The following is a 22,736-nucleotide window of genomic DNA, read 5'->3' on the forward strand; positions in this document are numbered from 1 at the left end:
AGTAAGGGATAGCGGTGATTCGAGGGTTCGAGACAACGGTAAGCGGGCGGGCCGCCCTGGCATTGGCCCTATTCGGGATTCACTTGGTGGCGCAAGGGGCGCCAGAACACATTGACCCGCAGTGGCTGCGGGCCAGCCCTCACCCCAGTACTCAGGCACAGGCCCCGCGCCGTGCCGCACCGACTTTGCGTGCCGCGCTCCCCGAGCAAGGGTTCACCTTGGGGGAGGCCATACGCCAGGCCGTGGAATGGCACCCCAGCATTGCTCAGGCGGTGGGCGTGCTGTACCAGCAAGGGGAAGGCATCAACGCCGCTGAAGCGGGCTATTACCCGCAAGTCAGCGGTGGCCTCAAGGCGGGGGTGGACAGCGGCTACAACGGTGAGCGTGGCAGCCAGTCCCTCAGCCTGTCGCTCAAACAGATGCTGTACGACTTCGGCAAGGTGGACCATGCCGTGAGCGCTGCGAAGGCCAAAGCCGCCCAGGCCCAGGCACAGCTGCTGCTGACCATCGACCAAGTGGCCCGTGACACGGCCTTTGCCTACATCGAAAGCCAGCGTTACCGGGCCCTGATGGCCATTGCCGAGGCCCAGTTGCAAGGGCTGAGCAAGATCGTGGACCTGGCCCAGCAGCGCAGCGACATGGGCGCCAGTACCCGGTCGGACGTGGTGCAGGCTGAGTCCCGCGTAGACGGTGGCAGGGCCACCTTGCAGGAATACCGCGCCGCCTATGCCCGCTGGCAGGCAACCCTGGCCAACCTGCTGGGCCGTGCGACCACCCCAGAGGGTACGGACCAAGCGCCCCCCGAGCTGCGCCAGGCCTGCCAGGCCAGCGACACCGGCAGCGATGCCTTGCCCGCAGTGCTGTCGGCCTTTGCCCAGCGCGATCAGGCCCAGGCAGAACTCGCCCAGGCCCGGGCACAAGCCTTCCCGACCATTTCCCTGGAACCCTCGGTTAACCACTACCTGGACAACAGCTACAACGAAAACAACCCCTACCTGGACCGCACCCAGGCCGGCCTCTACCTGAACGTGGAGGTGCCCATCTACCAGGGTGGTGCCACCAGCGCCCGCAGCCGTGCCGCTGGCTATGCTCTCACGGCGGCGGACGCTGCCGAGGATGCCGCCCGGCTTCAGGCGCGGCAGGGGCTGGCCGAAGCGCGGGTGCAAACCCTAGGCCTGAACAACCGGCTAGAAGCCCTGCACCGGCGCCAGGGCAACATCACCGAGGCGCGCGAGCTGTACGGCCACCAGTACCTAGAGTTGGGCACACGGCCATTACTGGACCTGCTCAACGCCGAGCAGGAAATCCACCAAGCCAGCTTCGACCTCACCAATACCCAAGCGGACCTGCAGCGGCTGAACATCGACTGCCTGTACAACAGCGGCGCCCTGCGCCGGGTGTTTGCCCTTGAGGGCCGTAACCTGCAGGGCGTGGAGGTGCTGCCATGACTCAAACCACTCACGTGCCTGCCCCAACAGCCACGCCTGATTTCACCCCCTGGAGGGAGGCTGTTCTGGCGGTGGCGCGGCATTACCGGCTGGACGTTTCACCCGAAAGCATCCGCCTGGCCGCCACCCCCGGGAACGAGCCGGTCGAACAGGTGGTACGGCACATGGCCCGGCAGGCGGGCCTTACAGCGAAATTCAGCGGGGCCGACGCCAGGGTGCTCAGCCGCTGGCGCTTGCCCCTGGTGATCGAACTCAACGACGGCCAGGTGGGCGTGGCCCAAGGCCTGGGGGCCGAAGGTGAGCTGGGGATCGTATTCAGTGGTGACCAAGGCCTGCAAAGCCGCCTGCCGCTGGCAGACCTGACCGGCCAGGTGCGGCGCATCCTGGTACTGCGCCCTGCCCGGCCCTTGGCCGATGCCCGTACCGACGACTACATCGCCCCTTACGACGAACATTGGTTCCGGCGCATCGTGTTGCGGGACCTGCGGCCCTATGGCCATGTGATGCTGGCCTCGCTGGTGGCCAACGTTTTAGGCATGGCCGGGGTGCTGTTTTCCATGCAGGTGTACGACCGCGTGGTGCCCGCCGAGTCGCTGCCTACCCTGTACGTGCTGTTTGGCGGGGTACTGTTGGCCATGACCTTCGACTTTCTGATGCGGCTGATGCGCCTGCGCATCACGGACCTTTTGGGCAAGCGCGCGGACCTGCGCGTCTCGGACCTGGTGTACGGCCATGCCCTGCGCCTGCGTAACTCGGTTCGGCCTCGGTCTACGGGCTCGTTCATTTCACAACTGCGCGAGCTGGAGCAGATCCGCGACCTCATTACCTCCAGCACCGCCACAGCCCTGGCGGACGTGCCCTTCTTCTTTTTGTTCGCGGTGGTGTTCTACCTGATCGGCGGGGCGCTGGTGGCCATTCCCCTGTTTGCGCTGCTGGCCATGGTGATTCCCGGCGTGCTTTGCCAGCGCCGCCTGGCCCGGCTGGCCAATGCCAACCTGCGCGAGTCCTCCTTGCGCAACGCCATGCTGGTCGAAAGCATCCAAGGCCTGGACGACCTGAAGGGCCTGCAAGCCGAGCAACGCTTCCAGCAACAGTGGAACCGCTACAACGCCGCCTCTGCCCAGAGCAGCCTGCAACTGCGCACCCTCACCAATACCCTGGTGACCTGGACCCAGAACGTGCAAAACGCGGTCTATGCGGTAGTGATTGTGGTGGGCGCCCCCCTGGTGATCGGTGGCGACCTTACCACCGGCAGCTTGGTGGCCCTGTCCATGCTGGCCTCGCGCATGATGGCGCCCATGGCCCAGCTCACCAGCGTGCTCACCCGCTGGCAGCAGGCCAAGGTGGCGCTGCAGGGGCTGGACAAACTGATGCGCCTGCCCCTGGACCACCCCGACGGCAGCAGCCGCGTGCACCTGCCCACCATCCGGGGCGACTATGTGCTGGAACAAGCCACCTTCCGCTACAGCCAGGAAGCCCCGCCTGCCCTGACCGTCGCCAACCTGCGCATTCGCCCCGGCGAGCGCATCGCGGTGCTGGGCCGCAATGGCGCGGGCAAGTCCACTCTGCTGCAAGCCTTGGCCGGCAGCATGGACCTGGCCACCGGCAAGGTCACCCTGGATGGCATTGCGCTGAACCATATCGACCCGGCGGACCTGCGCCGGGACGTCGGCCTGCTGTTGCAACAGGCCCGGCTGTTCCACGGCACCTTACGGGACAACCTGACCCTGGGTGCGGGCCTGGCTAGTGATCAGGAACTGATCGCCGCCCTGGCCGCCACGGGCGCGTTGGACTTCGTGCGGCAACTGCCCAAAGGCCTGGACCACCTGCTGCACGAAGGCGGCCTTGGCCTCTCCGGCGGGCAGCGCCAAAGCCTGCTGCTGGCCCGCCTGCTGATACGCCAGCCGCAGGTACTGCTACTGGACGAACCTACGGCCGCGCTGGACGACGTGACCGAGCGGCTGTTGCTGGATGACCTGGGCAAGTGGAGCCGAGGCCGCACGCTGATCGTGGCCACCCACCGTGTGAGCGTGCTGCAACTGGTGGAACGGGTAATCGTAGTGGACAACGGCCGCATCGTGATCGACGACGCCCGGGATGCCGCTCTGGCCCGGTTGCGCCAGCCCGGAGGGCCACAGGCATGAAGCACCTACCCCATAGTGTGACCGACACGCCCTCCTACCTGGACGGGGCCGATGATACGCAGGTGGTACGGGCCAGCCGCGTGGTGTGGCTGACGGCCCTGGCACTGGCTGCCTTCATTGCCTGGGCGGCCACCTTCGAAGTGGTGGAAGTGTCCAACGGGACCGGCAAGGTGGTACCCAGCTCACGTGAGCAGTTGATCCAGTCTTTGGAGGGGGGCATTCTGGCCTCCCTTAACGTGGCCGAAGGCGATGTGGTCCAGCAAGGGGCTGTGCTGGCCCAGTTGGACCCGACCAAAACCGAATCCACGGTGGGTGAAAGCGAGGCCCGCTTTCGAGCGGCTACTGCCAGTGTTGCGCGGTTGCGAGCCGAAGCCAGTGACCAGCCCTTGAGTTTTCCCCCCGCACTGGAAAGCTCACCCGAGCTGATCCGCAGTGAAACCCAGCTCTATAACAGCCGACGCCGTGGGCTTGAGGCTACCTTGAAAGGCATCAACGCCTCCCTGGCGCTGGTGCGCAGCGAACTGGAGATCACCGAAAACCTGGCGCGCATTGGCGCCTCCAGCAAGGTAGAGGTGATTCGCCTCAACCGCCAACGCTCGGAACTGGAACTCAAGGCCGCCGAAGCCCGTTCCGAGTACGTGGTGCGGGCACGGGAAGAACTGGCCAAGGCCAGTGCCGAAGCCGACAGCACGGCCCAGGTGATCCGTGGCCGCGCTGACTCACTGTCACGGCTTACCCTGCGCTCCCCCGTTCGAGGCGTGGTCAAGGACATTGAAGTTACGACGCTGGGCGGTGTGGTGCCACCCAATGGGCAACTGATGCAGATCGTCCCCATGGACGACCGCCTCCTGATCGAAACCCGCATCGCCCCACGGGACATCGCCTTTATCCACCCCGGCCAGGCCGCCAAGGTAAAGATCACGGCCTATGACTACGCCATCTACGGCAGCCTGGACGGCACTGTGGTCAACATTTCCCCCGACACGATCCAGGATGAAGCCAAACCGGAAGTGTTCTATTACCGGGTGTATATCCGCACGGCTTCGGATGCGTTGCGGAACAAGGCCGGGACGAGCTTTCCCATCGTGCCAGGGATGATCGCGACCGTGGACATTCGCACCGGGGCGAAAACGGTGATGGCGTATTTGTTGAAACCGTTGAACAAGGCGGGGGAAGCGTTGCGGGAACGTTAGGGTTGTTTGAGATGAATGGCGGGAAGGTGTTCGGCCGAGTATGGCCGACACTAACGCTCTTCGACGTCGGTCATTTCCAGTGGGGTGCCGATCTATTCGGTGCGGAAGTAGTACAGCCGGTTTTCGGTATCACCTTCGGCCGTGTCGACATGGGCCAATGGTGCATAGCTGTCTGGCTCGTACAGGTACAGCCTGCTGTACCTTGGTTCCTCCTGATACTTTCCAGTTTGCCTTGCACATACGTCTGCACTTCAGTTAAGCAGTTCTCACCTTCGTAGGCCATCGTCATCGTCTGTAGCCGGCTGTGGCCGCTGGTTTTGTCGATCAGGTTGCCCCTGAGTTCGTAGGTGTAGCTCATCCCGCCACGCAGTTTGTTCATGGTGCGACTGAGTTCGCCGGCCGGGTCGCGGTGGTAGCGGCGGTGGAAGGGGTTGTAGGCATGCTCCCCGTAGCGAGCAGGTCAAATCTCCGAGGTGTGGCGCATTGCGAGGCCTTACGCTCTTTGCAGCGCAACGAAATCAGCTGGAGGGCCCGCCCCAGATGCCGCGTACTTCCCGATGCAGGCCGTCGCTCTTGAGACTAATTCGCTAAAAATCGTCCCAAGGTGCATATTTATATTCTTCGTCAATCAAAGTAAATTCGAGGCCTGTCATTTTCCTTTTCTCAAATTCGGAACGAAACACGTCTGTACATGCCATTTGCTTTGTTTCTTCACAGAAAAAAAGATGCTGATCTACTCCAGGGCGTATGGAGAAAAAATCTATTCGATCATATACAGGGACGTCATCTTTTATTTCCGAATCGGATCGCAATAGCCCACTATGCATCAACTCATATCTCGAAAATTTCCGATCTAGAATTGACAGTCTTTTAGTAGCCAGAAAAAAACTATAGCTCTTTTCTGGGCGTTCTTGCCCGTTGAGCTCCACAGTCACCGGAATAGTAAAAATACCACAGCCCAAATCATTGCATAAGCTTACAAAATCGCTTGATGCTAAAAACTGTTCAAAAATTACATCAACACTCAATCTATCAAGATAAGCTCTTATGTTATATGAGCTATAAAAGTCTTTCAATGAAGGAGTCTTTGAGACCCAATCTATTTCGGGAAGATCCGGAACCCATTCTGCGTCAAAAAATAACGGAAAGCTGTCACCATCACCTGAGCTATCGATCATATAAAACTGATTCATTTTAACCTACAATAGTCCACCGCTTAATTTTTCGTTCTCTAAAGCTTTATCATTCAGCCTGACTCTGCCCAATCTCGGATCGCTTCTATCACTAGAACGAGTTGGGAACTCGTCGTACTAGAAGGTTGCCAGTGCCTGCCACCCTACCCCAATAAATTACATTAGCGCAGCTTACATTCCAGTTGCAGATTTCTATTACAAGCTGCAGATGGATAGAGTAAGAAATTATATTAAAAATCCAATCTTGCGTCATAATTTACTTCTTCGATTTTTATAAATCTTATGCCTTTCAATCCCTTTTCTTCCACAGCTATTCTCTCTAAATTATTCGAAAAATCCAGTCACTCACAAATGTCATCATCTCCATCTATACAAACCCTACAGCTATCAAAACTTATATGCTCAAAAGCCATATAAAAACTCCAACCATCTGATTGTTGTGTAAAACTAAAACCACCTTCCACTTCCAAAAGCTCAACTTTTGAATACAATGTGCCAGAAATATTTCTTACTGAAAAATCTTTTATTCTCGAACTAGAAAGTATTATAACTATAGTATTATAGTCTTCACCCCACTTGCCCCATTTTTTCACTTCCAATGCAGGCTGCTGCCTAGTATGCAGAGCAACAGTGGTATTACCAAAAGGATCAAACGCAACCAGGCCAACCATTAGCACTTCATCCAGACCTTGTGGAAAAAGCTTGACTAGGAATTCTTTATTAAAAACAATATCAAGTAAATTCATTTTAACCCCCAGTTAAAGTTATAGTGGCCATGAGCATCTCTAACATTACCTGTCATAGGTTTATCAATTGGCCTTACATTGAAATGCGGATCTGCCCCTCTTAAAGGCACAGCTTTGGAGTGACCAGCACTATGCTCTTGAATAATAATTGTTTTGCCCCAGCATCACGCTTCGCCTGTCTAAAAGCGTCTCTTCTACTCACGGCCTCATAACTTGTTTTTTTGTTAGGCCCACAAGTCGACAACCCCAGCGGATCCATCCACCCCACCGGACTCGGCGCATACTGATACAAATTCTCCCCGCCCAACAACCCAATCGGGTCCTGGGTGGTAAACCGCCCTACCTCTGGGTCGTAGTACCGGATCGTATTGTAGTGCAGCCCCGTCTCGTCGTCGAAGTACTGCCCCTAGAAGCGCAGGTTCTGTTCCACCTCGTTTACGACCATGGCCTCGATAGCGCCCCAGGCTCGGTACTTGGCCTGCCACACGATCTGCCGTTCGGCGTCGGTCATTTCCAGCGGGGTGCCGATCTGGTCGGTGTGGAAGTAGTACACCTGGTTTTCGGTATGCCCTTCGGCGTGCCGACACGGGCCAGCGGCGCATAGCTGTCTAGCTTGCAGTCCCCGACTCACCGCCTATCAGCATTCACAAAACTTATCTTGATAGGGGCTAAAGCGAATCAAAACTTTCCCAAGGATCGTATTTATAGCTTTTGTCGATTTCAGAAAAACAAATCCCTTTTAAATTTTCCGCTGCTAGTTTAAATTCGAGGCTACAAAAAACCTCCAACGTTTCTTCGCATCTGAATAAATGACTATCTATTTCATTTGAAACCACTAAAAAATCAATTCTATCTATGTTGACTGAGCCGAGATAAATCTGATTTTCGATTTCTTCTCCTGTATCTATACTTTTAGAAATCTCGTATATTGATGAAGACTTATCGATTGCAGAAAAATGTTCTCCTACCAAAAATATAAAAAAGTCACCTTTCCTAACCATGTCGCCTGCTTGGACAATTAGCGGAATGGCTCTATATTTAATGCCTACCTTCTCACAAATATCTAAAAATTTCCGTGAGACACATATAGGCCCGCTTTGGCAAAAATCAAAGTCTAAAGAATTTATATTAAATTCAGGATCCGAGATTTTAAGCACGTACTCTTTTTTAATTTCAATCGCTGAAGGGTCGGGTTCAAACGGGCCCCATTCGAATTCATCCTGGTTGAAAAGACCTATTAGATTTTCCTGGTGTCCATTGCTACCTGAGTAGGATGACACCACGTAATATTTTTTTTCTATGTCGGTCATAGCAGAAGTCCGGTAACTGGATCTACAGAAAATTTATTATTTACAAGCCCTTCTCTAGCAAGATTTTGAATCTTTCCAATACCAAGAACTAGTTGCGTATCAGAAATTTTACCAAGATTGTAGAGATTATTTAGATTCGAAATCTTCGAATCAATTACCCCACTATACTGACTATGAGCTGACCAATGACCCGGCAAGTTTATAACCTTAGTCGCATTTTTATTGCCTGGTAGGAAAATCCCATTGGATGCACCATCTCCATCAAACCCCATAGATCGCAGTTTTGTAAACATTTTTGCATATTGCGGATTTTTCATGATTTGCTCGGGAATGAGGTGATGGTTTGCCATTCCATCACCCGTTTTGGCGCCCATATTTCTACCAAGCTTATCGGAACACCACCCCAGCGGATCCACCCACCCCACCGGGCTCGGCGCATACTGGTACAGGTTCTCCCCACCCAACAACCCAATCGGGTCCTGCGTGGTAAACCGCCCCACCTCCGGATCGTAGTACCGGAACGTATTGTAGTGCAGCCCCGTCTCGTCGTCGAAGTACTGGCCCTGGAAGCGCAGGTTCTGTTCCACCTCGTTCACGACCATGGCGTCGATAGCACCCCAGGCTCGGTACTTGGCCTGCCATACGATCTGCCCTTCGGCGTCGGTCATTTCCAGCGGGGTGCCGATCTGGTCGGTGTGGAAGTAGTACACCCGGTTTTCGGTATCACCTTCGGCCGTGTCGACACGGGCCAGCGGTGCATAGCTGTCCGGCTCGTACAGGTACAGCCTGCTGTGCCCTGGCCCCTCCTCACGCAGTAGCCTCAGGCCTTGCCAGAGGAAGTGTTTGTGTTCGGCGTGGCCGTCCTTTTCGACACTTTTAGCTATCCGGCGACCAAGGCTGTCGTAGCGGTAGGTGCCGGTACTTTCCAGTTTGCCTTGCACATAGGTCTGTACTTCAACGAGCCGGTTCTCACAGTCGTAGGCGAGCATCTGCAGATGGCTGTGGCCGCTGGTTTTCTCAATCAGGTTGCCCCAGGGGTCGTAGGTATACGTCTGGTCGCGCCAGGTGCTGAGGCGGTTGTCGCGTACATGGTCGAACTGGCGGGTGTTGAAGTTCAGGCGGTTGGCGGCCGGGTCGTAGCGGAATTCTTCGCTGTCGATTAATTGGCCAGTGCCGCTGCTGTGCAGTCGGCCGTTGGCTTCGTAGGTGTAGCTGATCTCCCCGCGCAGTTTGTCCACGGTGCGGCTGAGTTCACCGGCCGGGTCGTAGTGGTAGCGCCGGTGGATGGGGTTGTAGGCGTGTTCTACGTAAAGAAAAGGCTGCACCGCCGGGGTGTGGATTTTCGACAGCTTTTCGCTGGGCAGGGTTGTGGCGTACTGCCAGGCTTTGCGGCCTCTGGCGTCGTAGCCGAAACAGCTGGTGAGCCGGCCCTGGGTGCGGTGGATTTCCCGGTGCAGGTCGTCGCGCTCCAGGTCGCTGATGACCTGACCGTCGAGGTTCAACTGGTGCAGGTGGCCGCTGCCGTAGTACAGGTGGTTCAGGTGCTGGCCGGTGGGCAAGGTGAGCGTGGTGAGGTTGTCGAGGGGGTCGTACTCGTAGGTAAGCGTGCCCTGCCCGGTCGTTTCGCTGACCAGGCGACCGAGTATGTCGTAGGCGAACTCGATTGTTTCGTTACCAATACCCCGTTTTCTGCCCGTGTAGGTGGACTCGCGGTGTATCGAAAGCAGCCGGTCGCCTTTGTCGTAGTCGTACGTCTGTCGCCCGTCCTCGTTCACCTTGGCCAACAAGCGGCCAATGGTGTCGCGCTCGAAGGTGGTTACCCTTTCCGGCCGTTCGCCCCGTTCCCCAAAGCCGATCTCTTCCACCTGGGTCAGGTGGCCGCCTGCGTCGTAGGCAAAGCGCCGCGTGAGCTGGTCGATGCGCTGTTCCTCGATCAGGCGGTCGGCTGCGTCGTAGGCAAAGCGGTAGGTGGCGTTGTTCTCGTTGCTCAGGCCTATCAGCCGCTGGACCTTGTCGTAGGCATAGCTGACGGTATGGCCGCTGGCGTCCTGGCGGCGGGTGGGCAGGCCGCGGCTGTTGCGCTGCAGGCGCGTGGTCTGGCCCTTGCCGTCGGTGTGGGTCAGTACCTGGCCCAAGGCATTGTAGGTAAAGGATTCACTGCTGCCGTCCGGGTGCTGCAGGCTCAGTACCTCGCCCTCGGGCTTGCGCTCAAGGGTGGTGGTCTGTCCCAGGGCATCGGTGATGGCGACCAAATGGTGGCGGTCGTCGTAGCGGTAATAGGTGCTCTTGCCCGAGCAGTCCTGGAAGCGTTCCACTTGGGCCAGGGTGTTCCACCACAGGTATTTGCGCTTGAGGGTGGGGTCGATGATGGTGTGCGGTACGCCGTCGTCGCCGTTGAGGTACTCGGTCATCTGCCCCAGGGCGTCGGTCTCGTCCAGCAGGTTGCCCAGGGCGTCGTAGTGGGCCTTGACGGTACTGCCGTCGGGGTAGTCCACCTGGGTCACCAGCGTGGTGAGGTGGTGGTAGCGGTAGCGGGTGGTGCGGCCCAGGGGGTCGGTTTCGCTGACCAGGCGGGCGAACTCGTCGTACACGAAGCTGAGCCGGTTGCCATCTGGCAAGGCCAGGCCGGTCATGTTGCCGCTGTCGTCCAAGTCGATGGCGTAGCGGTCGCCGTTGTAGTCCTGGCTGGCGATCACCCGGTGCTCGCGGTTGTACTGCACCTGCAGTTCGCGGCCCAGCACGTCGGTGACCCAGGTGGTGCGTTTTTCCAGGTCGTAACGAAACTGGAAATGCTCGCCATCGCTGGTGCGGTGTTCCACCACGCGGGGCTGGTCGCCCAGGGTGTCCCAGCGGTACTCGCAGGCCAGGCCCAGGGCGTTGCTTTGGCGGGTCATCAGGCCATCGGTGTAGCTGAACTGGCGCACCGAATCGCCGTTGCGGTTGATCACCTCGGCCAGTTGGCCCTGGCTGTCGTAGCGGTAGCGCACCAGGGTTTCCACCGCCTGGTTGTTGACGATGCGCTTGACCGTGCTCAGCCGCCCGTTGAATTCGTCGTAGTGCAGGTGCACGCGCAGGCCGCCGGTGCTGCAGATGTCGGTCAGCGTGCCGTCCGGGGTGCGGGTGAAATGCAGGAAATGGCCCAGGGCGTTTTCGATGCGGTCCAGGGGTACGCGGGTGTTGTTGGCGGGCACTTCGCCGAAGTAGAAGAACACGTTGTCCAGGGTCTGCAGCAGGTAGTGGCCGCCCTGGGTGCACACCAGGTACACCTGCTCGTGGGGGTTGTAGATACGCTGGCCGGGGGCGATGTCCATGAACGGCACCGTGCGGCCCTGGTTGTCGGTGAGGTACACGAACTCGCCATAACGGCGCAGGGTCTGCTCCCACGGCAATATCCAGCCTTTGCCCAGCACGCTGTTCACGTCCAGGTTGCTGGCATAGAAGCGGGTCCATTCCAGGGGCATGAAGCCTGGCAGGCTGAAGTCCACTTCGTCGGGGATCAGCTTGCGCCCGGTGGTGGTGTCGACGGGGTGGCCAATCAGGCCCCCCACGGCGCGGCGGATCACGGGCTCGGCCACGTAGCGGCTGGCCACCTCGCCGCCGATAAAGCCTGCGGTGAACTTGAGGGCGCACGGCAGCATGGCTTTCATGCCCGCCTGGGTGCCCATCTTCAGTAACTGGGCAATACCGCCCGCGGCGCCGGCGATGGCCATCAGCACGCCGACAGTATCGCGCAGCCAGGAAGGCACCTCGTCGCTGACCGGCAGGTAGCGGTACTGCCCACCGCCGATAAAGACGTTGCCCGAGCCGGTGTTGATGACGGCGCCGCAGGCGAGCTTGTCGCCCTTGCGTGCCGCAGGCAGGCCATTGATAAAGACGTTGGTGGAGCCTTCGGCCACCTTGATCGGGCCGGGGTGCTTCTCGCAGGCACCGATGCTCTGGTCCACGTGGGCGGCCTTGCGGCCGTTGATGAACACGTTGGGTGAGCCGGTGATTAGGGTGCCGGAGGGAGAGAGAAAGCCGCTGCCAAAGGCTTCGCCGGCGTAGGTCAGCAAACTGCTCTCTACCCCAGCAGCCAGCCCGGCCAGGAGCCCTGCCGCAAACCCGCAACTGAGAACGGTGACCGCTACCGATACTGCGGCTACCAGCCCTATACCAAAGACGGCGCCCAGCACAAAGCCGCCCATTGCGCCGGAGTGGGCGATCTGGTCGCCAAGCCGTGCTGCCTCGAACATGGGCGTTACTCCTGTTCGGGGGTGGCGGAAGAGACGAGCAAGCGGCGCTGGAAGCTGGCCAGCCGACTGCCGTTCAAACCGGGAACGAACAGGCCGAAGGATAGGGTTTTGAAACGTTGTGACAGCCTGATTCGGCCGCCCTGCTGTGCGTATTCCATGTAAAAGAAACTCCTTGTATCGAACATCAGCCAAAGGCCGGGCAGGCCAGCAGGCTATCGATGAGGGTCACCTCTGTGTGAGGCTCAGTTGGCTCCAGCCAACTGGGCAGCCGCACACTAAACACCTGCCCCCAAATGCCTCAAACGAAGCGGCATAACTGGACGAGGGAACAGATGCCTTCTTGAAAAGGGCGTGAAGGCGGGGAAGGAAACACGCTTGAACGACGGGCTGTCAACCCAGGTGTTTTTCGAAGAATGGCTTACAAACGCGCCACAATGGCAGTACTGGATCCAGGGTAAACCCTGAAAGCCAGTGCTCATCAGGGTGCATAGCCGGGTGACGATATTTCCCACACCTCGTGGGTGCGCAAGATTTTTTTACAATTGGTTGCGTAGCGAGGGAAAGCGTAACGGCCTGAATGCCCGTTCACCACCTGCCTAAGGCCTACCTCAATTACGCGCCAACTGCGCCCCCCGCCCTTCCAGCAACTGCTGGTTCTGGAAGCGCGTCCACTCCCGCCGAATCTCGCTATACGGCATAAAGATGCTCACGCGAGGCTGGTTGGCTAGGTCTGGGCGGTTCAAGGCCTGCAGGTCACCCTGGGTGAGGTAAGCCACATTGATACCCACCGCGTCGCCATCGGCTGCAAACACCGGGCCGCCGGACATACCTTTGCCTGTAGGGGCATTGGTGGTGCCGTACATCACATTGTCGGTGGCGCTCAGGCGCACCATGGCTGGCAGCGCCTGGCCTTCACCCTTGATAGGCACATACAGCGAGTTATAGCCCACGGCTGTAAGAGTTTCCCCAGGTGTGTACTGGCGCCAGGCGGGCGCGTGATCGGCTCTGTGCCGGAAGAACTGCACATCACCCTGCCCTTGATGCACTGCGCCGGCCAGGTAAGGCACGTGTTTGACGGTCACGGCGTACTCATCGTTCCACTGCACGGCAGTGCCCATGAGCAGCAGTGGGATAGGCCCACCTGAATGCACCACAAAGGCTTGGTTGTAGACAGGGTCCTGCAGGAAGGCGGTAGGCATGCCGTTGCAACCGCTGAGCAGTACGCAGGCAAGGAGAAGAGATTTGAAGGGAAACATAGTGGCGAGTGGCTATATAGGAGTGATGGCCGCGAATATGTCAGTAAGCCATTACCTACACCAGTGCCGGTCATCTGGATCCATGCGCAGCAAATGTTTGCCCGCCAATTATCGATCCGCCTATTTATTTAGCACGCTTTATAAATCTCTGAAAACCCCATTGCAGAGCGGTTTAAACCCTATCTATAAGTCTAATAGAGGATCCAATAAAACTATGGATGGTTGAGATTTAATAGAAATCCGCCAAACGGTCGTAAGCCATGGCTTACACGTGGATTTTCCCCATGGAACATGTTTCACCTTAATTGCACGCTGTTAGCTGACAAACCCACGCGTTAACCGGCATGCTGGCACATCCGTAGCCCGCCCCTGCGCGGGGGTCTTTTTTCCTGCCTGTGTCCGCTCATGCAAAAACCCGTTCGGTTGTTCATTGCCTGCCTTGTATTGGTGCTGGTCGCGTGCCTGGCGTGGTGGTTCAGTAACCGTCAGCCATCCGCCCCCATCCAGATCATGCCCAGCCGGGTCCCGGTCAAGGTGATACGTGTTGAGCGCCAGGATGTGCCTGAGCTGTTGTCCGCCATCGGCACCGTTGCGCCGGTGCAAAGCGTGACCCTGCGTGCCCAGGTAGACGGCATCCTCACCCATGTGTGGGTCAAGGAAGGCCAGTTCGTGGAGAAGGGGCAGTTGCTGGCCAGCATTGATGACCGCGCCGTGCGGGCCAGCCTGGACCAGGCCCTGGCCATGGCGGGGCAGACGCGAGCACGGTTGAAAGCGGCAGCTTCAGACCTCAAGCGCTACATCAACCTGGCTGACGACCGCAGCATCACCCGCCAGCAGCTGGACCAGCAGCAGGCACTGTATGACCAATTGCAAGCTACACAGCTCGGGGATGAAGCCGCCGTGGCCGCCGCCCGCGTGCAGTTGTCCTATACCCAGATTCACTCGCCCTTGGCCGGGCGTGTGGGCATTCGCGCGGTGGACGAAGGCAACCTGCTTAGGGTCAGCGATGCCACCGGCTTGTTTACGGTCACCCGGCTGGACCCTATCACTGTGGAATTCGCCCTGCCCCAGGCCGAACTGCCGGTCCTTCACAGCTTGCTGAAAGCGCCAGAGCAAGCGCCGGTGACTGCCTATGCCGGGGGTGATCTCCAGGGTGGGGCGGCACTGGGTCAAGGGCAGCTCAGCTTGATCGACAACCAGGTGTCCAGCACTACCGGCACGGTCAAGGCCAAAGCCCAGTTTCCTAACCCCGACCAGGCCCTGTGGCCTGGCCAATTGGTGAACGTGCGGTTGCAGACACAGGTGCAGCGTGGGGCGCTGGTGGTGCCTAACGGTGTGGTACAGCGCAGCCTGGACGGAACCTACGTGTACCGGTTGCAGGGCACGGCGGTGGAAAGCGTGCCGGTGGCCGTGGTTTATGAAACGGCAGCCCTATCGGTGATTACCGGTGTGGCCGAGGGAGATACGCTGGTCAGCGATGGGCAATCCCGGCTAAGGCCCGGCACTCAGGTTGAAGTGCTGCAACCCAAACCGGCCGCAGGCATCGCGCCATGAACGGTATACGCTCCCCCTCCGCATGGTGCATCGACCACCCCATTGCCACCTTTCTGTTGACCTTTGCACTGGTACTGCTGGGCCTGATCGCCTTCCCTCGCCTGCCTGTGGCACCGCTGCCGGAAGCTGATTTTCCCACCATTCAGGTGATCGCCCAACTGCCGGGTGCCAGCCCGGAGACCATGGCGTCTTCCGTGGCCACGCCGCTGGAAGTCCAGTTCAGCGCCATTCCTGGCCTGAGCCAGATGACTTCCACCAGCGCTCTGGGGTCAACGAACCTGACGTTGATGTTCAGCCTGACCAAGAACATCGATGCAGCAGCCCAAGAAGTACAGGCCGCCATCAATACCGCTGCAGGGCGACTGCCCCAAGACCTGCCCAACCTGCCCACCTGGCGAAAAGTGAACCCAGCGGACAGCCCGGTGCTGATCCTGGGGATCAGCTCGTCGCTGCTGAGCACCCCTGAGCTGAGCGACAAGGTAGAAACCTTGCTGGCACGGCAACTGAGCCAGATCGAAGGCGTGGGCGTGGTGAACATCAGCGGCCAGCAACGCCCGGCCATTCGCGTACAGGCCCAGGCAGACCGCCTGGCGGCTGTGGGCATTACCCTGGGCGACCTGCGCGCCACCATCCAGGCCAGCAGCCTGAACCTGGCCAAAGGTGCGCTTTACGGGCAGAACCGCATTTCTACCCTGGCTGCCAACGACCAGTTATTTACCCCCGAAGACTACGGAGACCTGATTGTCGCCTATCGCCAAGGCGCCCCGGTACACATGCGGGATGTGGCCACGGTCGTGTCGGGCGCTGAAAATGACTACGTGCAGGCATGGTCCGAAGACCAGCCGGGTGTGAACCTGGCGATCACGCGCCAGCCCGGTGCCAACATCGTGGACACAGTCGACCGCGTGCAGGCGGCCCTGCCGGCGCTGGAGGCCTTGCTGCCCGCCTCTATCGACGTAAAAGTACTCAACGATCGTACTGAAACCATTCGGGCCTCCCTGCATGAGGTGGAACTGACGCTGGCCATTGCCGTGCTGCTGGTCATCGCGGTGATGGCGCTGTTCCTACGCCAGCTGTCCGCCACCCTGATCGTGTGCGCTGTGCTAGGCGTGTCGCTGATCGCCAGCTTCGGGTGGATGTACCTCCTAGGGTTCAGCCTGAACAACCTCACCCTGGTGGCCATCGTGATTGCGGTGGGGTTTGTGGTAGACGATGCCATTGTGGTGGTGGAAAACATCCACCGTTACCTGGAACAGGGCCTCGGGCGGCGAGAGGCGGCTATCCGTGGCAGCGGCGAAATCGGCTTTACGGTGGTGTCCATCAGCTTCTCGTTGATCGCCGCGTTTATCCCGCTGCTGTTCATGGGGGGTGTGGTGGGCCGGTTGTTCAAGGAATTCGCCCTTACCGCGACGTCCACTATTCTGCTGTCGGTACTGGTCTCGCTGACCCTGGCGCCGACGTTGGCGGCGCTGTACATGAACGCCCCGGAGCACAAGCCCCACGCCAAGGCCACCTTGTCGGACCGCATGGTGGCGGCGTATGACCGCTTGCTTACCCGGGCGCTGAACCACCAGCGCCTTATGCTGGGCGTGTTCATGGTGTCGCTGGGGCTGGCCGTGGCCGGTTATGTGTTCATTCCCAAAGGCTTCTTCCCGGTGCAGGACACCGGCTTTGTGGGGGGGACCACCGAGGCGGCGGCAGACACGTCCTATGCGGCCATGGTGCAGAAACACCTGGCCCTGGCCAGGATTGTGGCGGCCGACCCGGCCGTTCGCACCTTCTCCCACTTCGTGGGCGCCTCGGGCAGTAACCAGACGGTGGCCAGCGGGCGTTTCTGGATTTCCCTCAAGCCACGGCAAGACCGTGACGTGGACGTGAGCGGTTTCATCGATCGGCTGCGGCCGAAACTGGCCCAGGTGCCTGGGATTGTGATGTACCTCCGGGCTGGGCAGGACATCAACCTTAGCTCCGGCCCCAGCCGTGCCCAGTACCAGTACGTGCTCAAAAGCAACGATGGCGATGCCCTAACCCTTTGGGCCCAACGTTTGACCGACGCCTTGCGCAAGAATGGCAGCTTCCGCGACGTGTCCAACGACCTGCAGTTGGGGGGAAGCACGACCCCCATCGAGATCGACCGGGCCGCCGCCGCGCGCTTCGGCCTCAGCGCCAGCGATGTGGACCAGGCCTTGTACGACGCCTTTGGCCAGCGCCAAGTGAGCGAATTCCAGACCCAGACCAACCAGTACAAGGTGATACTGGAGCTGGACGCTGCCCAGCGCGGCCAGGCTGACAGCCTGAACTACTTCTACCTGCGCTCGCCGTTGACCGACGAGATGATTCCGCTGGCCGCACTGGCCCACGTGGGAACGGCCCGCAGCGGGCCGATTTCCATTGCCCATGACGGCATGTTCCCTGCCGCCAACCTGTCCTTTAACCTGGCCCGGGGCGTAGCGCTTGGGGATGCTGTGGCCCAGTTGGAGAACATCCAGCGGGACCTGGCCATGCCCACCAGCATCACGGGCACGTTCCAGGGGGCTGCCCAGGCGTTCCAAAGCTCCCTGGCCAGCCAGCCTTGGCTCATTCTGGCAGCGCTGGTGGCGGTGTATATCATCCTGGGTGTGCTGTACGAGAGCCTGGTGCACCCACTGACCATCATTTCCACATTGCCGTCTGCAGGGTTGGGCGCGCTCATGCTGCTCTGGGCCACCGGGCAAAGCTTCTCGATCATGGCGTTGATCGGGCTGGTGCTGCTGATCGGGATCGTGAAGAAGAACGGTATCCTGCTGATCGATTTTGCCCTCAATGCGCAGCGCAACGAAGGACTGTCTCCCCGCGAGGCCATCCATCAGGCGTGCCTGGTACGGTTGCGCCCCATCGTGATGACCACCCTCGCCGCACTGCTCGGCGCTGTGCCATTAATGCTGGGCTATGGGGCGGGGGCTGAGTTGCGCCAGCCATTGGGTATTGCCGTGGTGGGCGGGCTGTTATTGAGCCAGGTTCTGACCCTGTTCACGACCCCGATTGTTTACCTGCAACTGGAGCGGGTGTTCCGTAGAAAAGGTAATAGCAAAGGCAGTGTGAGCCTGAAAGCTTCGTAAGTTCCCGGGCAAGCCCGGTCCCACAGGTGTGGACTGCCCCCAAGAAGCGAATGGACTGCACTGCAAAGGTTGGATAGGGCGTCTAACTTCCTGGGGGCAGTCCAGGGAAATGGGGTTACAGGTTCACGTGGCCATTGATGCAGGTGGTGACCTCGCCGCCCAGCCAGATACCTTCAACGCAGCGCTGCACATGCACCCGGCCGGCGCAGCCTAATACCGTGCCTTGGCTGACGATGTACTGCTCATGCGCCAGCCCTTCCCGGTAGAACCACTGCGCAATACCGGCATTCAGGCTGCCGGTTACAGGGTCTTCAGGCATGCCTTCGCCGGGGATAAACGCTCGCACTTCGAATTGAGCCTCCGCACCATCGACTTCCGGGTCCCATGGGCCAATGACCCCGAGCACCAAACCTTCAAGAGCGCTGTAATCGGGCTTCAAACCCAGCACTGTCTGGCGGTCTCGCAACCGCAAGGCCAGCCAGCCGGGCCCGTTGTCGACCCATTGGGCGGCAACCACCTCGTCGGTACGCAGCCCTAACCCACGGCAGGCCTGTTCAAGCTCCGCCGTGCTAGGCGGGCCTGTACGCACTAACGGCGGGCACAGAAAGGCCAGTTGGCTGCCCTGCCGGCGCACCTTGACCAAACCAACGCCGCACTCTTGAACAATGTGGTCGCCTACCGGTTGCCCACCAGCCTCCAGCCACGCATGGCAGGTGCCCAATGTAGGGTGCCCGGCAAAGGGTAATTCCCGTACGGCGGTAAAGATGCGCACCCGGTAATCCGCACCGGGCACGGTGGGTGGCACTACAAAGGTGGTTTCACTCAGGTTTGTCCAGCGCGCAAAGGCCTGCATCTGAGCATCGCTCAGCCCGTCGGCCTCCACCACCACGGCCAGCGGGTTACCCAGCAGCGGCTGGGCGGTGAAGACGTCCACCTGTTTGAAGGGGCGTGAACGAACCGTCATAAGGGCACCTGTGAGTAATGGCCAGGGCTTCCATGTTAGCCCAGAAGAGTTGGTCTAGACTGGTTTATGACTCCTTCTCATACGGATGCTTTGCATGTGCCAGCACTTCCCGCGCCACGCCCTGATGTGCCTGATCCCTCCCTACCTGCTGGACCAGATCGCTCGCCACGGCAGTAAGGAGCAACGCGAGGCCGCCCTGCGCACCCGCGCCAAGGACACCACCTTCCGCTCCCTGCGCATGGCGGCCCAGCCCACCCGCCCACGCGCTCAGCCCGCCACCACGTTGGTGGGCCTACGCCGGTCCATCTACACCGCCAACGGCAGTGAAACCCTGCCCGGCACCCTGGTGCGTGGCGAAGGCCAACCGGCCAGTGGAGACGTGGCCGTGGACGAGGCCTACGACGGCCTGGGCGCTACCTTCAACTTCTTCTCTGAGGTGTTCGATCGCAATTCCATCGACGACGCCGGCCTGGCCCTGGACGCCACCGTGCACTTTGGCCAGGCCTATAACAACGCCTTCTGGAACTCGGCACAGATGGTGTTCGGCGATGGCGACGGCACCCTCTTCAACCGCTTTACCATTGCCCTGGACGTGATCGGCCACGAACTGGCCCATGGGGTCACCGAAGACGAAGCCAAGCTGATGTACTTCAACCAGTCCGGTGCGCTGAACGAAAGCCTGTCCGATGTATTCGGCTCACTGATCAAGCAGTACGCCCTCAAGCAATCCGCCGAAGACGCCAGCTGGCTGATTGGCGAAGGGCTGTTTACCAAAAAGGTCAAAGGCGTGGCCTTGCGCTCCATGAAAGCCCCAGGCACGGCCTTCGATGACAAGGTACTGGGCAAGGACCCACAGCCGGCCCATATGGACGACTTCGTGCACACCTTCGATGACAACGGCGGCGTGCACATCAACTCGGGCATTCCCAACCATGCCTTCTATCAGGTGGCTACCCGTATTGGCGGAAATGCCTGGGAAAAGGCCGGGCGCATCTGGTATGACACGCTGCGCGACCCGCGCCTGCGCCCCAACACCGGCTTCCTGCGCTTTGCCCGTATCAGCTTCGAGGTGGCAGGCCGTTTGTACGGCACCGACAAGGGCAAAGGCCCTCAGCAAGCGGTGAAAGAAGGCTGGGCGGCGGTAGGGATCGACGTATGATTCAACCCTGACTTTCCTGGAGCACCAGCCATGCGTATCTCGTACCGCGAAACCGGCGGAATGGCATTTTTCCCCGGCCTGAACAAGCCCCGCACCGTGGAGGTGGAGGCGCTGCCTGCGGCAGACCAGCAGGAACTGCGGCAACTGGTAGAGGCTTCGCGGTTCTTTGCCCTGCCCCAAAGCCGCGAGCCCGCCAGCAGCCCACGGGGTGCCCAGCATTACACCCTCACGGTCAGCGAGGGTGAGCGCGAGCACACCGTGTGCCTGCCCGCCCCGGTCCAAGCCGGGCCGCTACAGGGGCTGGTGCAGTGCGTGCGGCGGCACGTGGGCGAGTAACCCGCTACCCCGCGCGGTCAGGCCTGGGCCTGGGCCAGCCCGTTGAGGGTATCGGCGATGCTCTTGGTACGCTGCGCGGTGCCTTCGGTGGCTCGGTTCGAGCCTTCGAGGGTGTCGAGCATGCTTCTCAAGGTATCCACCGCGCTGGACTGGTCCTCGATCTGCTGGGCCACCCGTTGTATTTCCTCGGACAGTTGATCGATGTCCACCCCGATCTCGGCGGCGTTCTTGCGGGTGATGCCCGCCAGCTTGCGCACTTCGTCCGCCACCACCGCAAACCCCCGTCCCATGTCCCCTGCCCTGGCGGCCTCAATGGCGGCGTTAAGCGCCAGCAAGTTGGTCTGGCCGGCGATCTGTTGAATCACCTGGACGATGGACTGGATGCGCAGGCTGGACCCTGCCAGGGCCCGGGCGCCCTGCACTGCCTCACCGGCTTGTGCGGCTAGGTTTTCAACGGTAACGCCCGCGTCCCCTGCCACCGCGCTTTGCTGTTCGATGGTGCCTGCCAGGTCATCCATGGAGCGGTGCAGCTCACCTGAATAATGCCGGATCTGTGTGGCCATGGAGGCTTGCAGCTCGCTGGCCTGGGCCAGCACGAGGCCCAGGTCATCCAGCCCGCTGAACACCGGCACAATGGCTTCGTCCAGCCCGCGGGTGTCCAGGGCGCTGGCAAAATCGTTGGCCTTGAAGGCCATGATCTGCTTGACCACCACATGATTCAGGCCGCTCAGCTTCTTGATCTGCCGACGCAGGAAGAACGCTTTGAATTCACCATAGTGGGCAATGAAGTTGTCCACGTATTCGTCCGTGAAGCTGGCGCCCTTACCCCCCTTGAAGAAGAAAATAGCGGTCAGGGTTTGGTTGAGGTTCAAGCCTAGAATTTCCCCAAACGTGGAGAACCCCGCCAAAGGCACGTCTCCAAACACACCCGCCATACCCGGCAGGTCCTTGCCATTGTTCAGGCGCCGCAGGATGCAGTCGTTGAGTAGCCCCGCTACCGGCTGGCCGCCCTTGCCTTGCAGAAAACGCTCGTAATCCGTGCGCGTGGCCTCACGCAGGGGCGTGCGCTTGACCATCACCAATTCTTCGCCAGGCGCCACATCGCAGAACAGTTTGATGATCTGGTGTTGATAGTCGATCTGGGCAATGGACCGTACGAACAGCTCATCCCCCACCCGGATAGCGAACGAGTAATCGGCCAGCTTCTGCTCAAGGGTGGCATGGTTGCATTGGAATGCGTCGCACAGCGCTTGCACCATGCTCTTGATGTTGCCTTTGCTGTCGATCACCTGGTCGATGGTGCGGTCTTCTACCGAGGCGGTGAGCACGCTGAACGTGAGGCCGGCGGGCTGGAAGTTCTGGCTTTTGAACACGCCAAAACGCACCTGTGGCGCGGTTTTAAGGAACACGATCTGGGCGTGGTTCTGGTAGCTGCGCTGGCCATCGTGGATGAAGGTGTGCTTGAAGTCCCCTTTGCCCCCGGCAGAGCCACCCACGAACAAGCAGGGAAAGCGGCCAGACTCGTACAAGGCTTCCATGAAGAAGGATTCGGACGCCGACAGCCCGTCGAACAGCACATAAGCCAGGGTGTCCCGGTGGTCGAGCGGGGTACGTATCGAGGTTCGGTTGATGTTGGCCACCAGCTTGGCAATGCGCTCGCGCATGCCCAGCCGTTTACCGCCATTGCGGATGTCTTCACATTCCAGCGGCACCATCACCACTTCAGCCGACGCAATCACGGACGCGTCGAACAGTTGCAGCACCAGCCGGTCCCAGCGTTCGCCGGTGGCGCAGTACAGCTGGCCGGGGCCTCCGCACAGCTCGCCGGAGGTGGTACACAAGCTGATCGCAGCCTGGGGGTAGCGCGCCCGAACCTGAGCGGCGATGTGGTCGATGTCCAGGTGAGGTGAGACAAAGCCCGTGACCAGCACGGGCGCAATGCGCGTGGCCGCTAATGCACCCCTCAGTTCGTTGGCGGTACAGGTGAGGCTGGTCACGCCATGTGCCTGGGCACGTCCCTTGGCAAAAAAATTGAATGGGTTCATGGCTTGGCTCGATCCAATAAAGGTCATAGCGCCCTAAAATGGCGCATGTTCTTTCGGG

16 protein-coding genes and 2 pseudogenes are annotated in these 22,736 nt (G+C 59.8%); 7 read left to right on the forward strand and 11 right to left on the reverse strand.

The features are described from left to right. The first annotated feature begins 14 nt into the window (after positions 1-14). The 3 genes from ACSAMW_RS03765 to ACSAMW_RS03775 are packed head-to-tail and all read left to right on the forward strand — an operon-like array spanning position 15 to position 4,785. Positions 15-1,448, forward strand: coding sequence for a TolC family outer membrane protein (locus ACSAMW_RS03765; protein ID WP_500592733.1), 1,434 nt, complete (start codon positions 15-17; stop codon positions 1,446-1,448). Further along, complete coding sequence (locus ACSAMW_RS03770; RefSeq protein ID WP_500592734.1) at positions 1,445-3,592, forward strand: type I secretion system permease/ATPase; 2,148 nt, start codon at positions 1,445-1,447, stop codon at positions 3,590-3,592. The genes ACSAMW_RS03765 and ACSAMW_RS03770 overlap by 4 nt, the downstream gene beginning before the upstream one ends. Further along, positions 3,589-4,785: an HlyD family type I secretion periplasmic adaptor subunit gene (locus tag ACSAMW_RS03775; RefSeq protein ID WP_500592735.1), complete on the forward strand. Its 1,197-nt coding sequence runs from the start codon at positions 3,589-3,591 to the stop codon at positions 4,783-4,785. The genes ACSAMW_RS03770 and ACSAMW_RS03775 overlap by 4 nt, the downstream gene beginning before the upstream one ends. A gap of 587 nt (positions 4,786-5,372) precedes the next feature. Here ACSAMW_RS03775 and ACSAMW_RS03780 read toward each other — a convergent pair. The 8 genes and pseudogenes from ACSAMW_RS03780 to ACSAMW_RS03815 form a co-directional block, all read right to left on the reverse strand. Then, complete coding sequence (locus ACSAMW_RS03780; RefSeq protein ID WP_500592736.1) at positions 5,373-5,963, reverse strand: hypothetical protein; 591 nt, start codon at positions 5,961-5,963, stop codon at positions 5,373-5,375. Between the two features lie 356 nt (positions 5,964-6,319). Then, entirely contained in the window at positions 6,320-6,724 is a 405-nt protein-coding gene (locus ACSAMW_RS03785) for a hypothetical protein (RefSeq protein ID WP_500592737.1), read from the reverse strand. Then, entirely contained in the window at positions 6,721-6,834 is a 114-nt protein-coding gene (locus ACSAMW_RS03790) for an HNH/endonuclease VII fold putative polymorphic toxin (RefSeq protein ID WP_500592738.1), read from the reverse strand. The genes ACSAMW_RS03785 and ACSAMW_RS03790 overlap by 4 nt, the downstream gene beginning before the upstream one ends. A gap of 128 nt (positions 6,835-6,962) precedes the next feature. Continuing rightward, positions 6,963-7,330, reverse strand: a pseudogene (locus ACSAMW_RS03795) (RHS repeat-associated core domain-containing protein); the annotation flags it as partial. A 62-nt stretch (positions 7,331-7,392) separates the two neighbouring features. Further along, positions 7,393-8,034 (reverse strand): imm11 family protein, encoded by a 642-nt coding sequence (locus ACSAMW_RS03800; RefSeq protein ID WP_500592739.1) that lies wholly within the window; start codon positions 8,032-8,034, stop codon positions 7,393-7,395. Then, complete coding sequence (locus ACSAMW_RS03805) at positions 8,031-12,266, reverse strand: RHS repeat-associated core domain-containing protein (protein ID WP_500592740.1); 4,236 nt, start codon at positions 12,264-12,266, stop codon at positions 8,031-8,033. Before ACSAMW_RS03805 ends, ACSAMW_RS03800 begins: the two co-directional genes overlap by 4 nt. 5 nt (positions 12,267-12,271) lie before the next feature. After that, on the reverse strand, positions 12,272-12,424 hold the full coding sequence (locus ACSAMW_RS03810) for a hypothetical protein (protein ID WP_500592741.1): 153 nt from the start codon (positions 12,422-12,424) through the stop codon (positions 12,272-12,274). Between the two features lie 450 nt (positions 12,425-12,874). Beyond that, positions 12,875-13,465, reverse strand: a complete 591-nt coding sequence (locus ACSAMW_RS03815; protein ID WP_500592742.1) for a S1 family serine peptidase — start codon at positions 13,463-13,465, stop codon at positions 12,875-12,877. 462 nt (positions 13,466-13,927) lie between these two features. Between ACSAMW_RS03815 and ACSAMW_RS03820 the strand changes: the two genes are divergently transcribed. After that, positions 13,928-15,076 carry an efflux RND transporter periplasmic adaptor subunit gene (locus ACSAMW_RS03820; RefSeq protein WP_500592743.1) on the forward strand — a complete coding sequence of 383 codons (1,149 nt, stop codon included), beginning with the start codon at positions 13,928-13,930 and terminating at the stop codon, positions 15,074-15,076. Continuing rightward, complete coding sequence (locus ACSAMW_RS03825) at positions 15,073-18,174, forward strand: multidrug efflux RND transporter permease subunit (protein WP_500592744.1); 3,102 nt, start codon at positions 15,073-15,075, stop codon at positions 18,172-18,174. The genes ACSAMW_RS03820 and ACSAMW_RS03825 overlap by 4 nt, the downstream gene beginning before the upstream one ends. A 115-nt stretch (positions 18,175-18,289) precedes the next feature. On the opposite strand, the gene ACSAMW_RS03830 is transcribed toward ACSAMW_RS03825, so the two are convergent. Next, positions 18,290-19,138, reverse strand: a complete 849-nt coding sequence (locus ACSAMW_RS03830) for a PhzF family phenazine biosynthesis protein (protein ID WP_500592745.1) — start codon at positions 19,136-19,138, stop codon at positions 18,290-18,292. Positions 19,139-19,232: 94 nt separating this feature from the next. On the opposite strand from ACSAMW_RS03830, the gene ACSAMW_RS03835 reads away from it, so the two are divergent. After that, positions 19,233-20,297 carry a M4 family metallopeptidase gene (locus ACSAMW_RS03835; RefSeq protein WP_500592746.1) on the forward strand — a complete coding sequence of 355 codons (1,065 nt, stop codon included), beginning with the start codon at positions 19,233-19,235 and terminating at the stop codon, positions 20,295-20,297. 30 nt (positions 20,298-20,327) lie between these two features. Then, positions 20,328-20,633, forward strand: coding sequence for a protealysin inhibitor emfourin (locus ACSAMW_RS03840; RefSeq protein WP_500592747.1), 306 nt, complete (start codon positions 20,328-20,330; stop codon positions 20,631-20,633). Positions 20,634-20,650: 17 nt separating this feature from the next. Here the strand turns inward: ACSAMW_RS03840 and ACSAMW_RS03845 are convergent, their stop codons facing one another. After that, positions 20,651-21,568, reverse strand: coding sequence for a methyl-accepting chemotaxis protein (locus ACSAMW_RS03845; protein WP_500593968.1), 918 nt, complete (start codon positions 21,566-21,568; stop codon positions 20,651-20,653). Between the two features lie 3 nt (positions 21,569-21,571). Further along, positions 21,572-22,705 (reverse strand): annotated as a pseudogene (locus tag ACSAMW_RS03850) (FIST signal transduction protein); the annotation flags it as partial. Between the last annotated feature and the right edge of the window lie 31 nt (positions 22,706-22,736).

It is taken from the genome of Pseudomonas sp. AB39(2026) (genome assembly GCF_059831485.1).

What these genes read in the sequence shown, in the direction of transcription:
- ACSAMW_RS03770 (WP_500592734.1), top strand. Translation starts at nt 1,445, where the DNA reads ATGACTCAAACCACTCACGTGCCTGCCCCAACAGCCACGCCTGATTTC.
- ACSAMW_RS03775 (WP_500592735.1), top strand. Translation starts at nt 3,589, where the DNA reads ATGAAGCACCTACCCCATAGTGTGACCGACACGCCCTCCTACCTGGAC.
- ACSAMW_RS03780 (WP_500592736.1), bottom strand. Translation starts at nt 5,963, where the DNA reads ATGATCGATAGCTCAGGTGATGGTGACAGCTTTCCGTTATTTTTTGAC.
- ACSAMW_RS03785 (WP_500592737.1), bottom strand. Translation starts at nt 6,724, where the DNA reads ATGAATTTACTTGATATTGTTTTTAATAAAGAATTCCTAGTCAAGCTT.
- ACSAMW_RS03800 (WP_500592739.1), bottom strand. Translation starts at nt 8,034, where the DNA reads ATGACCGACATAGAAAAAAAATATTACGTGGTGTCATCCTACTCAGGT.
- ACSAMW_RS03805 (WP_500592740.1), bottom strand. Translation starts at nt 12,266, where the DNA reads ATGTTCGAGGCAGCACGGCTTGGCGACCAGATCGCCCACTCCGGCGCA.
- ACSAMW_RS03810 (WP_500592741.1), bottom strand. Translation starts at nt 12,424, where the DNA reads ATGGAATACGCACAGCAGGGCGGCCGAATCAGGCTGTCACAACGTTTC.
- ACSAMW_RS03815 (WP_500592742.1), bottom strand. Translation starts at nt 13,465, where the DNA reads ATGCCTACCGCCTTCCTGCAGGACCCTGTCTACAACCAAGCCTTTGTG.
- ACSAMW_RS03820 (WP_500592743.1), top strand. Translation starts at nt 13,928, where the DNA reads ATGCAAAAACCCGTTCGGTTGTTCATTGCCTGCCTTGTATTGGTGCTG.
- ACSAMW_RS03825 (WP_500592744.1), top strand. Translation starts at nt 15,073, where the DNA reads ATGAACGGTATACGCTCCCCCTCCGCATGGTGCATCGACCACCCCATT.
- ACSAMW_RS03830 (WP_500592745.1), bottom strand. Translation starts at nt 19,138, where the DNA reads ATGACGGTTCGTTCACGCCCCTTCAAACAGGTGGACGTCTTCACCGCC.
- ACSAMW_RS03835 (WP_500592746.1), top strand. Translation starts at nt 19,233, where the DNA reads ATGTGCCAGCACTTCCCGCGCCACGCCCTGATGTGCCTGATCCCTCCC.
- ACSAMW_RS03840 (WP_500592747.1), top strand. Translation starts at nt 20,328, where the DNA reads ATGCGTATCTCGTACCGCGAAACCGGCGGAATGGCATTTTTCCCCGGC.
- ACSAMW_RS03845 (WP_500593968.1), bottom strand. Translation starts at nt 21,568, where the DNA reads ATGGCGGGTGTGTTTGGAGACGTGCCTTTGGCGGGGTTCTCCACGTTT.